Source organism: Rhodococcus sp. BP-241, from assembly GCF_019836145.1.
Lineage (GTDB): Bacteria > Actinomycetota > Actinomycetes > Mycobacteriales > Mycobacteriaceae > Rhodococcoides.
Genome location: NZ_JABUEI010000007.1, coordinates 126077 through 137966, shown reverse-complemented (window position 1 = coordinate 137966; position 11890 = coordinate 126077). Strand labels below are relative to the sequence as shown.

Below are 11890 nucleotides of genomic sequence, written 5' to 3'. Positions count from 1 at the left end.
ACACGACGACGGCCGGACACCCGATGGTGTCCGGCCGTTCGGTGGAGCTGCCGGGAATCGAACCCGGGTCCTGTGTCGGTTTGTCAGGGCTTCTCCGTGCGCAGTCTGCTAAGCCTCTACTCGGATCTCCAGATCTCGCAGACAAGCCTGGATGACGATCCCAGCCACTGTTTGATGTCCCACATCACTCCGTGACCGAGTGACCAGGTGAGCCCTCTAGCTGATGCCAGTACCCGACCCGAGGGCAAGATCGGACTGACAGACACGCAGTCGCTACTTAGGCAGCGAGTGCGTAGTCGCGCTGATTGGAATCGGCGCTTATATTTTTGCGATGACGCTTGCGGTGGTCTCTCGCCTGCACCGGCACGCTTCCCCTGACTAGACGCACACAGTCGAAACCGTTCAGCCCCTTTCCTCCGCTGTGGCGAAGTCTCGTCCCACCGGTCTTCCCGGTGGACACGTCAGTCTAACGTCATCCGACGCGGGTTTCATCCCGTTTGTCACCGGTGTCGGCCGCGCGTTCGGCCTTGCCCGTGATGTTCTCGAGCATTCCGCGGAAGATCACACCGTGGAACGGCATGATGGCGAACCAGTACAGCCGTCCGCCCAGCCCCCGCGGGAAGAAGATCGCGCGCTGCTCGTAGCGGGAGCGGGTCCCGCCGTCGCGCGGAAGGACGCGCAGTTCCAGCCAGGCACCTCCGGGCGCCTTCATCTCGGCGCGCAGACGCAGCAGCGACCCGCGCTCGATCTCTTCGACGCGCCACCAGTCGAGTGCCTCGCCGTTGACCAACCGACGCGGATCCCGACGACCGCGCTTGAGTCCCACGCCCCCGACGATCTTGTCCATCCAGCCGCGGATGACCCAGGCAGCGGGGAACGAGTACCACCCGTTCTCACCACCGATGCCCTCGACGACGTCCCAGAGCAGTTCCGGTGGTGCGTTGCAGTCCTGTGCGCGTTCGTCGACGTACACCACCTCACCGGCCCAGTCGGGGTCCGACGGCAGCGGATCGGAGGGGGCGCCGGCATCGGTCGCGTTGGACCACGTGGTCTCCACCTCCCCGTCCTCGATGCGCCGCAGCGCGAGGTGCACGGAATCGGCGAATGTGGTCAATCCACCCTCCGGCGGAGGGACGACCGTGTCGATGTCCTGTTCGTGGGCGATGGCGTCGTACTGCAGTGACTCGATGAGGGGCATGGCCAGTCCGCGTGGGATCGGCGTGACCAACCCGATCCAGTGACCGGCGAGTCGGGGAGTCAGCACCGGCAACACCAGCATGCGACGCTTGCGCAGACCCGCCACACTCGCGTACTCGTTCATCATCTCGCCGTACTGCAGGACGTCCGGCCCACCGATGTCCCAGGTACGGGAAGTCTCGAACGGAGCGGTCGCCGACTCGATCAGGTAGTGCAGCACGTCGCGGACGGCGATCGGCTGGATCTGGTTGTGCACCCACTTGGGGGTCGTCATGACGGGCAGTCGATTGGTGAGGTGCCGGATCATCTCGAACGACGCGGATCCGGAGCCGATGACGACACCCGCCTGCAGCACCACGGTGAAGACGCCGGACTCGATGAGGATCCGGCCCACCTCGGCACGCGATTCGAGGTGCGGGGACAACGCGCCGGTCACCGGGTGGAGGCCGCCGAGATACACGATGCGCTGCACTCCGGCGGCCTTCGCCGCTTCGGCCACGTTCTCCGCACTCCGACGCTCCGCCTCGGCGAAGTGGTCGGATCCCCCCATGGAGTGGACGAGGTAGTAGACGACGTCGACGTCCCGGAACGCATCGTCCAGCGACTCGCGATCACTCAGATCGCCCTGCACCACCTCGACGTCCGCAGCCCACGGCACGTCGCGAAGCTTCTGAGGCGACCGGGCGAGGACGCGAACCCGGTAGCCGGCCTCCGTCAGTCGCGGGGCGAGTCGACCGCCGATGTAGCCCGTCGCTCCGGTGACCACGACACGGGCGCCTGCTTCGGTGTTCATGCATTCCATTCGTAGCAGAGGAGCACCTCGAGTGTGGCGCCCACCCGGAGCGCGACCACCGCCAGGTGGTCAGGCACCCGCGGTGATCAGCCCGACCGCGCCCAGGGCGATGACCATGCCGACGATCTGCACCTTGGCCACCCGCTCCCCCAGCATCACCATGGCCAGCAGCACGGTCGCGGCGGGATACAGCGAGGCGATCACGCTGACGAGGGACAGCAGCCCACCCTGGAAGGCATAGAGCAACGCGGCGTTGGCGGCGACGTCCAGAAGAGCGATCCAGGCGGCCAGCTTCAGAACGCCGCCACGGGGGAACGAGAACATGCCGGTGCCGAGGGCGACCGCCCACACGAGGGCGGTGGCGGTGACCCGGTTTGCCAGCAACGGCCACAGACCCGCGTCGTCCTCCCCGGCCCGGTCGAGAAAGATGAACGTCAACGCGAATGCCAGACCGGAACCGACGGTCAGCCATGCCACCCGGGGCGTGAATCGCAGAGTCCGTCCGCCGGCCACGTCACCTGCGGCGTCGTCGGGTGACTCCTTGCTGACCATGAGCACGGCGACCAGCGCCAACGCGATGCCGATGTATGCCAGGACGCCGGGTCGCTCGCCCAGGACGAGCCCGACGCCGACCGGTACACCGGCCACCAGAACGGCCGTGATCGGCGACACGACGGCCATCGGCCCGGCGGCGAGTGCCAGGTAGAACCACCACACGGCGACACCACCGGCCAGTCCGGACAACGCACCCCACACCACGGACGACGCGGTGAGAGTGCCTCCGACGAACGGCATCACCGCCGCCACGACGAGTACCGAGACCGGGTACGAGACGATCACCACGCGCAGCGCGGCGACGCGTCGAGACGCGACTCCTCCGACGAAGTCGCTGACGCCGTACCCGAGCGCCGCGATCAGCGCGAGGACGATCGCGGTCAGCGCATTCCCTTTATGCGACGACCGAGCTCACGGGTGACCTCGCGTTCCGCCGTTCGGCGAGCCAGGTCCTGACGCTTGTCGTAGTCCTGCTTGCCCTTCGCCAGGGCCAGCTCGACCTTCACCTTGCCCTCGTTGAAGTACATGGAGAGCGGTACCAGCGTCATGTTGCCCTCACGCGTCTTGCCGATGAGGACCTCGATCTCCCGCTTGTGCAGCAGAAGCTTGCGGTTGCGCCGCGGCGCGTGGTTGGTCCAGCTTCCCGCCATGTACTCGGGAATGTGCAGGCCGCGCAGCCACACCTCGCCGTCGTCGACGGTGGCGAAGGCATCGGCCAGCGACGCCTTCCCGTCACGCAGGCTCTTGACCTCGGTGCCGACGAGGGCGACTCCGGCCTCGTAGACGTCGAGGATCGTGTAGTTGTGTCGCGCTTTGCGATTGGTCGCAATCGCCTTGCGACCTTTCTCCTTCACAGCTGGAACTCCTTCGGGCGCGGATGGACGTGACTTCTGACAACCATAAGGACTCCGTCCACCCGTTTGTTCCGGGTGCCGGGTGCGCTACTGCCGGACGTACAGGCGCAGGGTGATGTAGGAGGTGATCGTGGCCATGCCGACGCCGACCAGAAGCAGGATCGGCGAGACCAACAGGACGTCGCTCGTCGTCACCCGAGCCAGGATGTTGGCCTGGTACAGGTCGTCCAGCACCGAGTCGATGAACGCCGCCTTGGCGGTGAACAGTCCGGCGATGGCGAGCACCGCACCCACCAGCGATGCCGCGATGGCCTCGAGCAGGAAGGGCAGCTGCGTGTACCACCGCGTGGCGCCGACCAGGCGCATGATGCCCACCTCGGTCCGACGGGTGAACGCGGCGATCTGCACCATGTTGGCGATCAGCAAGACCGCCGCGACGGCCTGGACCACAGCCACCGCGAACGCGGCGTTGCGGACGCCCGCGAGGACGCTGAACAGCCGGTCGACCAGTTCGCGTTGGTTGAGCACGCTCTGCACACCCGGCCGCGCCCCGAACTCGTCGTTGATCACGCCGAACCGCTCGGGATCGCTGAGCTTCACCTTGAACGACGCGGGGAAGCTCTCGGGTGACACCAGGGACGCCAGCTCGGGCTGATCCTTGAAGACGCGATCGGTGGCGTCGGCGACGGCGTCCTCCCGGTTGAGGTACTGCACCGACACCACGGACGGCGTCGATTCGAGGTCCGTGCGGAGGCCGGCGCAGATGCCCGAGGTGCAGTCCGGGTCGGTGGTCGAGATGTCGTCGGTCAGGAAGATCTGGACCTCGACGCGATCCAGGAAGATCTGCTGCGTCTTCCCCGCCATCTGCACGACCAGCAGGCCACCACCGAACAGACCGAGGGAGATGGCGGTGGTCAGCACCATCGCGATGGTCATCGTGATGTTGCGGCGCAGTCCGGTGAGAACTTCGCCGAGAAGGAAACTAGCGCGCACGGTTCACACACTTTCTTCGAGAGGTCGTTGCGCCGAGGCGCGAGCAGGGGACGGAGCCGAGAGCGGGATCTAACGACCCACGCCGTACACCCCTCGTGCCTCGTCGCGGACCACCCGGCCGTTGTCGAGCTCGACGACGCGGCGACGCATCGAGTCGACGATGTGGTTGTCGTGAGTGGCCATGAGGATGGTGGTGCCCGTGCGGTTGATGCGCTCGAGCAGCAACATGATGTCCTGGCTGGTGTCGGGGTCCAGGTTGCCGGTGGGCTCGTCCGCGAGCAGCACGAGCGGCCGGTTCACGAAGGCGCGGGCCACGGCGACTCGCTGTTGCTCGCCGCCGGACAGCTCGGACGGCAGACGATCCGCCTTGCCGGACAGGCCGACCAGCTCGAGCACCTCCGGCACCGTCCGCTCGATCACCCCGCGCGGCTTGCCGATCACCTCGAGGGCGAACGCGACGTTCTCCGACACCGACTTGTTCTGCAGCAGGCGGAAGTCCTGGAAGACGCATCCCATGCTCTGCCGCAGCTTCGGCACGCGCCGCCCGGCGAGCTTGTTCACGTGGAAGTCCGCCACCGTGATGTCGCCCGAGGTCGGCATCTCCTCGCGCAGGAGCAGGCGCATGAAGGTCGACTTGCCCGAGCCCGACGGCCCGATGAGGAAGACGAACTCGCCCTTCTCCACCTTCACCGACACCTTGTCCAGCGCGGGTCGAGTCGAGGACTTGTAGGACTTCGAGACGTTCTCCACGCTGATCACGGGTCGCCAGTGTAGCCGCGCGTCCCGACGGTGCCGCTACAGCGACGCGCGGGTCAGTTCGTTCCGCTCGGCAACGGCAGACCGGGGATGGTCGGCAGCTGGAACCCGGGCGCTCGCGTCGTCGTGCCGGTGGTGGTCGTGGGCGCCGGCGCGGTCGTCGTGACACCGTCCTGCGGCGAGGCCGGATCAGTCGTGGTCGGCACGGGCGTCGTGGTCGACCGGAACGTGGTGGTCGTCGGGGCGTAGGTCTCCGCCGGGGGCGGCGCCTCGGACGACGACGGCGCGGGCGGGACGTACACCGGCGAGTTCTCGTTGAGGGTCGGGTCGAAGCGCACGTTGTTCCACAGCACCAGTACTGCCAGGAAGGCGAGCACCATCACCACGGTGGTCGTGCGGAAACGGCCGAGGATGCGCGCCGGTATGCGCGACATCCACCCGGGGCGGAACGTCGATCGCGGAGCGTCCGGGTGCTCGGTCGCCGAGCTCTCGGGTTCGTTCGAGGTCACTGTTCGCCTCCCACGGGACGGTCGGCGGAGAGTTCGGGCGAGACGGTGATGCCGTCGTTGCGCAGTGTCAGAGCGATGCGCGCGCGGAGCTCACGTCCCACCTCGAACTGCTTGCCCGGCAAGGTACGGGCGACGAGGCGCAGGTTGACCTGGTCCACCTCGATGCTCTCGACACCCATGACGGTGGGCTCGTCGAGCAGCAACTCGGTGAGCCGACCGTCGCGGTAGGCCTCCTCGCCCACCGACTTCAGCAGCTCGGTGACGCGCGAGAGATCCGCGGACGGCGGCACCGGCACGTCGATGACAGCGCGCGCCCAGTCCTTCGACAGGTTGACCGCCTTGACGATCTGCCCGTTGGGCACGGTGATCACCTCGCCCTCGGCCGACCGCACCCGCGTGACGCGCAGTGTCACGTCCTCGACGGTGCCGATCGCGTCGCCCGCGGTGCCGGTGATCGCGAGCTGGACCACGTCGCCGTACCCGTACTGACGCTCGGTGATGATGAAGAACCCGGACAGGATGTCCTGGACGATGCGCTGGGCACCGAAACCGAGCGCGGCACCGAGCACGGTCGCCGGAGCCACGAGGCTGGTGATCGGGAAGCCGAGGCGCTGCAGGACCCGGATGGCGACCAGCACGTAGATGAGTGCCACGACCACCCAGGTGACGACCTGCGCCACCGAGTGGCGGTGTTTCGCCGCCTCGGTGCGCACGAGCGCGTCGGTCTGCTGGTAGGTCCGGTCGATGCGGCCGGTGATCTTGCCGCCGGCCCACCCCACCGCCCGCGCCGCGAGCATGCCGCCGAGGATCCACAGGATCATCTCGAGGAAGTTGTTCTGGAGCCAGAAGACGAAATCGGGAGGCAGTGGCCAGAAGGCGCTCACCTGTTACTCCTGCTCTGCACGCATACGCCAGCGGATGCCCGACTCGATGAAGCCGTCGATGTCACCGTCGAGCACCGAGGACGGGTTGTTGACCTCGTACTCGGTCCGCAGATCCTTCACCATCTGGTACGGGTGCAGGACGTACGAGCGCATCTGGTTACCCCAGGAGCTGCCGCCGTCGCCCTTGAGGGCGTCCATCTCGGCGCGCTCCTCCTTGCGCTTGACCTCGAGCAGCTTGGCCTGCAGCACGCGCATGGCGGACACCTTGTTCTGCAGCTGCGACTTCTCGTTCTGGCAGGTGACGACGATGCCGGTCGGAATGTGGGTGAGCCGCACGGCGGAGTCGGTGGTGTTGACAGACTGACCACCCGGTCCCGACGAGCGGTACACGTCGACACGGATGTCGTTCTCGGGGATCTCGATGTGATCGGTGGTCTCGACGACCGGCAGCACCTCGACCTCGGCGAAGGACGTCTGGCGGCGACCCTGGTTGTCGAAGGGGCTGATGCGCACGAGACGATGCGTGCCCTGCTCGATCGACAGAGTTCCGTAACTGTAGGGCGCCTTCACCGCGAAGGTGGCGCTCTTGATGCCGGCCTCCTCGGCGTACGAGGTGTCGTAGACCTCCACGCCGTATCCGTGCTTCTCGGCCCAGCGGATGTACATGCGCATCAGCATCTCGGCCCAGTCCGCGGCGTCGATCCCGCCGGCGCCGGACCGGATGTTGACCAGCGCGTCACGCTTGTCGTACTCACCCGACAGCAGGGTCCGCACCTCGAGCAGCTCGACGTCGGTGTGCAGGGAGACGCGCTCGGCGTCCGCCTCCGCGAGCGCCTCGGCGGCGGCCTCGCCCTCTTCCGCCTCGGCGAGCTCGTACAGCACCGGAAGATCGTCGAGCCGCTGGCGCAGTGCCTCGACCCGCCGCAACTCGGTCTGCGCGTGCGACAACGCGCTGGTCACCTGCTGGGCGTGGTCCTGGTCGTTCCACAGCTCGGGGTCGGCAGCCTGGTGTTCGAGCTCGTCGATCCGGCGACGGAGTTCCTCGATGTCGAGCACCGACTCCACGGTCTTGAGGGTGGTGTCGAGTTCAGCGATGTCAGCGGATACGTCAGGATGCACGCGCCCGAGGTTACCGGCAACGACCGACGGGCCCGCACCGCAGTAACGTCCTGTGCCGTGACCGACCTCGCCGACGATCTCACCCTCGCCCTCCGTCTCGCGGACGCGGCCGACGCCATCACCACGGCGCGATTCCTGGCCGTGGACCTGCGCATCGAGGACAAGCCGGATCTCACCCCCGTCTCGGACGCGGATCTGGCCGTCGAGACCGAGATCCGGCGGCTGCTCGGCGAGGTCCGACCGGGCGATGCGGTGTTGGGCGAGGAGTTCGGCGGCGACGCCGTCCTCTCCGGGCGTCAGTGGGTGCTCGATCCCATCGACGGCACCAAGAGCTTCGTCCGCGGTGTGCCGATCTGGGCGACGCTGGTCGCGCTGCTCTCCGACGGCGTGCCGGTCGTGGGAGTGGTCAGCGCTCCCGCTCTCGCGCGGCGATGGTGGGCGGCCGACGGGCTGGGAGCGTTCGCACGCTTCGGTGCCGGCGAGCCGCGACGGTTGTCGGTGTCGTCGGTGGCGTCTCCGTCCTCGGCGAGCCTGGGATTCTCCAGCCTCAGCGGGTGGAAGGACGCCGGTCTGCGAGAGAACTTCCTGGATCTGACCGACGAGGTGTGGCGCGTCCGCGGCTACGGCGACTTCCTCTCGTACTGCCTGGTCGCCGAGGGATCGATCGATGTGGCCGCCGAGCCCGAAGTATCACTGTGGGACCTGGCTCCGCTCGACGTGCTGGTACGGGAGGCGGGCGGCCGTTTCACCGCTCTCGACGGTGCGGCGGGGCCGCACGGAGGCAGTGCGGTGGCGTCGAACGCGCTTCTGCACGACGCCGTCCTCGGGCGCCTGACGCGCCGACCTTACTCGACGGTAGACACCGAACTTACTGGCGAGTAAGATAGGTCCCGTCCACGACCGAACACCGAGAACAGCTGGGTGATCATGACGAAGAACGACAGCGCCCCCACGACCAAGACCGATGCGTCTCGGCGCCCGGTGCGCGACACGTCAGCGGTCGGGCTCAACCCGATCCGACGCGACGCCATCGGAACCGCGATGCGCGTGCTCACCAAGCTCTCCGGCTCCGACCTGGCCGAGAAGTACAACCTGCGCCAGACGATCGACCGTGTCACGTACGAGAGCACGAAGACCGGCTTCAAGACGCTCGGTGCCGCCACCCGGACCTTCTCCAAGGTGTCCGGCGGAGGCAAGCCCGAGCGTCTGCCCGAGTCCTCCACCAAGGGACTCGACTACTTCGACCTGACTCCCGACGACGAGCAGAAGATGATCGTCGAGACGGTGCTCGAGTTCGCCGAGGAGATCATGCGCCCGGCAGCGCACGACGCCGACGAGGCCGCGGCATCGCCGGACGACCTCGTCGCTCGCGCCGCCGAACTGGGCATCACCCTCATCAACGTCCCCGAGAACCTCGAGGGCGCGGCCAGTGAGCGCGGCGCCGTCACCAACGCCCTCGTCGCCGAGGCGCTCGCGTACGGAGACATGGGCCTGGCCCTGCCGATCCTCGCCCCCAGCGGCGTGGCGGTGGCGCTCACGCAGTGGGGCACCGAGACTCAGCAGAAGACGTACCTGCCGTCCTTCACGGGTGAGAAGGTGCCCAGTGCGGCTCTAGTCGTGAACGAGCCGCGCGCGCTCTTCGACCCGTTCGCGCTGCAGACCAAGGCGGTCCGCTCCCCCAGCGGCTACAAGCTCACGGGCGTCAAGAGCCTCGTGCCGTCGGCCGCCGCCTGCGAGCTGTTCATCGTCGCCGCCGAACTCGACGGCCGTCCCGCGCTCTTCATCGTCGAGTCGGACAGCGCCGGGTTGAGTGTCGAGGCGGACCCCAGCATGGGTCTGCGTGCAGCGGGCATCGGCCGACTGCATCTCGACGGCGTCGCCGTACCCGAGGCCAACCTGCTGGGCGACGGCGACGCGGACGCCCACGTGTCCGACTACACCGACGCCATCCGGCTCGCGCGTCTCGGCTGGGCGTCCATGGCCGCCGGCACATCGAAGGCCGTCCTGGACTACGTGGTCCCCTACGTCAACGACCGCACCGCGTTCGGCGAGCCGATCAGCAACCGTCAGGCCGTCGCCTTCATGGTGGCCAACATCGCGATCGAGCTCGACGGTCTGCGCCTGGTCATCCAGCGTGGTGCGTCCCGTGCGGAGCAGGGACTGTCCTTCGCACGCGAGGCCTCGCTCGCCCGACGACTCGCGACGGACAAGGGCATGCAGATCGGCCTCGACGGTGTCCAGCTTCTCGGCGGACACGGTTTCACCAAGGAGCACCCGGTCGAGCGCTGGTACCGCGATCTCCGCGCCGTCGGCGTTGCCGAGGGCATCGTCCTGATCTGATCCGACACCCCACCTTTCGATTGGAACTCTCATGATCAATCTCGAACTTCCTCGCAAGCTCAGGGCGTCGGCCAACCAGGCTCACCAGGTCGCGGCCGAGATCATGCGCCCCGTGTCGCGCAAGTACGACCTGGCGGAGCACGCCTACCCGGTCGAGCTCGACACCATGGCCGCCATGATCGAGGGCATGAGCGACGCCGGCGGTGAGATCGGCGGCGCCAAGGGCGGCCGTGAGGCCAAGGGCGACGCTCCGAAGCCGAGCAAGACCGCGAATGCCAACGGCGGCAACATGTCCGCTCTGGTCAACGTCATCGAGACCTGCTGGGGCGACGTGGGTCTGACCCTGTCCATCCCGTACCAGGGCCTCGGCAACTCCGCCATCGCCGCCGTCGCCACCGACGAGCAGCTCGAGCGCTTCGGCAAGGTGTGGGCCTCGATGGCCATCACCGAGCCCTCGTTCGGTTCCGACTCGGCCGCCGTGAGCACCACCGCGGTACTCGACGGTGACGAGTGGGTCCTCAACGGCGAGAAGATCTACGTCACGGCCGGCGAGCGCTCCACGCACATCGTCGTGTGGGCCACCGTCGACAAGACCAAGGGCCGCGCCGCGATCAAGTCCTTCGTCGTCCCGCGGGACGCGCCGGGCCTGTCCGTCGCACGCCTCGAGCACAAGCTGGGCATCAAGGCGTCCGACACCGCAGCCCTGCTCCTCGACAACTGCCGCATCCCGAAGGACAACCTCCTGGGTTCCCCGGACGTCGACACGGACAAGGGCTTCGCCGGCGTCATGCAGACGTTCGACAACACCCGTCCTCTGGTCGCCGGCATGGCCATCGGAGTCGCCCGTGCAGCGCTCGAGGAGCTCCGGTCGATCCTGACCGACGCCGGAGTGGTCATCGACTACGACGCTGCCACCTACAGCCAGTCAGCCGCTGCTGCGGAGTACATCCGGCTCGAGGCCGACTGGGAGGCTGCTTACCTGCTCGCTCTCCGCGCTGCGTGGATGGCGGACAACAAGGAGCCCAACTCGCTGCAGGCGTCGATGTCCAAGGCGAAGGCAGGCCGTAGCGCCACCGACATCACACTCAAGGCGGTGGAACTGGCCGGCACGCTCGGCTTCTCCGAGCACCTGCTGCTCGAGAAGTGGTCACGCGACTCGAAGATCCTCGACATCTTCGAGGGCACCCAGCAGATCCAGCAGCTGATCGTGGCTCGCCGCGTGCTCGGGAAGACGTCCGCCGAGCTGAAGTGACGGTCACGCGACCCTGAGAAAGGCCCGGCACGTGTGCCGGGCCTTTCTGCTGTTCTGGCAAGCTGGAACGGACGAAGCACGGCGAACACGAGGGAGACTGCCATGTCGGACTGGGCGAAGAAGATCGAGGACAAAGCCAAGGGCCTCGTCGCGGAGGCCGAGGTGGGCCTCACCCACCTCGAGGGTGCGGACGCCGTCGATCTGGACGAGACGGACGACTCGGGGGACCGTACGGACGCCGGCGGGGACGTCGACGAGAACGACGCGCCCAGCACGGGCATGACGTCGGCGGATCCCGACATCTCTCACTGAGCACCGGGCACCGACGTCGCTCTGATCCGATCGAGTCGACGCCGGTGCCTGCGGCAACGCGAAAGGCCCGACAGTCTGAGACTGTCGGGCCTTTCGTAGTGGTAGCGGGGACAGGATTTGAACCTGCGACCTCTGGGTTATGAGCCCAGCGAGCTACCGAGCTGCTCCACCCCGCGTCAGCGTCGAGAACCTTTCGGCTCCGTCTGCGGTGCAAGCTGTACTGCGTTCTTGCTGAACAAGAAGTTACCGGACGGCGTCGGTGAATTGCAAATCGCCTGCTGAGCAACGAGATCGAGCCTCGGAGGGTGACCGCGGTCTCTTTTCAC

The 11890-nt window shown here is 67.4% G+C and carries 12 protein-coding genes, 1 tRNA gene and 1 other RNA gene; 4 read left to right on the top strand and 10 right to left on the bottom strand.

What is annotated here, in order from left to right:
• Positions 1-39: 39 nt before the first annotated feature.
• From ssrA to prfB, 9 genes are all read right to left on the bottom strand, one after another.
• Positions 40-410, bottom strand: a transfer-messenger RNA (tmRNA) gene (gene ssrA / locus HQ308_RS15565).
• Positions 411-472: 62 nt separating this feature from the next.
• Positions 473-1990, bottom strand: coding sequence for an SDR family oxidoreductase (locus tag HQ308_RS15560; protein WP_051613594.1), 1518 nt, complete (start codon positions 1988-1990; stop codon positions 473-475).
• A gap of 69 nt (positions 1991-2059) precedes the next feature.
• A complete protein-coding gene (locus tag HQ308_RS15555) occupies positions 2060-2929 on the bottom strand; it encodes a DMT family transporter (protein ID WP_155957108.1) in 870 nt (289 codons plus the stop codon).
• Positions 2926-3399, bottom strand: coding sequence for an SsrA-binding protein SmpB (gene smpB / locus HQ308_RS15550; RefSeq protein ID WP_027506811.1), 474 nt, complete (start codon positions 3397-3399; stop codon positions 2926-2928). The genes HQ308_RS15555 and smpB overlap by 4 nt, the downstream gene beginning before the upstream one ends.
• A gap of 87 nt (positions 3400-3486) precedes the next feature.
• Positions 3487-4392, bottom strand: a complete 906-nt coding sequence (ftsX, locus tag HQ308_RS15545; protein WP_027506812.1) for a permease-like cell division protein FtsX — start codon at positions 4390-4392, stop codon at positions 3487-3489.
• 69 nt (positions 4393-4461) lie between these two features.
• Complete coding sequence (gene ftsE / locus HQ308_RS15540) at positions 4462-5151, bottom strand: cell division ATP-binding protein FtsE (protein WP_027506813.1); 690 nt, start codon at positions 5149-5151, stop codon at positions 4462-4464.
• Positions 5152-5204: 53 nt separating this feature from the next.
• The gene (locus tag HQ308_RS15535) at positions 5205-5657 is read right to left on the bottom strand and encodes a hypothetical protein (protein ID WP_056447871.1); all 453 of its coding nucleotides are present in this window, start codon (positions 5655-5657) and stop codon (positions 5205-5207) included.
• The gene (locus HQ308_RS15530) at positions 5654-6478 is read right to left on the bottom strand and encodes a mechanosensitive ion channel family protein (protein WP_081821432.1); all 825 of its coding nucleotides are present in this window, start codon (positions 6476-6478) and stop codon (positions 5654-5656) included. The genes HQ308_RS15535 and HQ308_RS15530 overlap by 4 nt, the downstream gene beginning before the upstream one ends.
• A gap of 66 nt (positions 6479-6544) precedes the next feature.
• On the bottom strand, positions 6545-7660 hold the full coding sequence (prfB, locus tag HQ308_RS15525) for a peptide chain release factor 2 (RefSeq protein ID WP_027506816.1): 1116 nt from the start codon (positions 7658-7660) through the stop codon (positions 6545-6547).
• A 57-nt stretch (positions 7661-7717) separates the two neighbouring features.
• Here prfB and HQ308_RS15520 point away from each other — a divergent pair, with 57 nt between their 5' ends.
• The 4 genes from HQ308_RS15520 (at position 7718) to HQ308_RS15505 (ending at position 11564) form a co-directional block, all read left to right on the top strand.
• On the top strand, positions 7718-8542 hold the full coding sequence (locus tag HQ308_RS15520; RefSeq protein ID WP_051613595.1) for an inositol monophosphatase family protein: 825 nt from the start codon (positions 7718-7720) through the stop codon (positions 8540-8542).
• A gap of 39 nt (positions 8543-8581) precedes the next feature.
• Complete coding sequence (locus tag HQ308_RS15515) at positions 8582-10000, top strand: acyl-CoA dehydrogenase family protein (protein WP_027506817.1); 1419 nt, start codon at positions 8582-8584, stop codon at positions 9998-10000.
• A 31-nt stretch (positions 10001-10031) separates the two neighbouring features.
• A complete protein-coding gene (locus tag HQ308_RS15510; RefSeq protein WP_056447862.1) occupies positions 10032-11252 on the top strand; it encodes an acyl-CoA dehydrogenase family protein in 1221 nt (406 codons plus the stop codon).
• Between the two features lie 102 nt (positions 11253-11354).
• Positions 11355-11564 carry a hypothetical protein gene (locus HQ308_RS15505; RefSeq protein WP_037186691.1) on the top strand — a complete coding sequence of 70 codons (210 nt, stop codon included), beginning with the start codon at positions 11355-11357 and terminating at the stop codon, positions 11562-11564.
• A 99-nt stretch (positions 11565-11663) separates the two neighbouring features.
• On the opposite strand, the gene HQ308_RS15500 is transcribed toward HQ308_RS15505, so the two are convergent.
• Positions 11664-11740, bottom strand: a tRNA-Met gene (locus HQ308_RS15500).
• Positions 11741-11890: the final 150 nt, after the last annotated feature.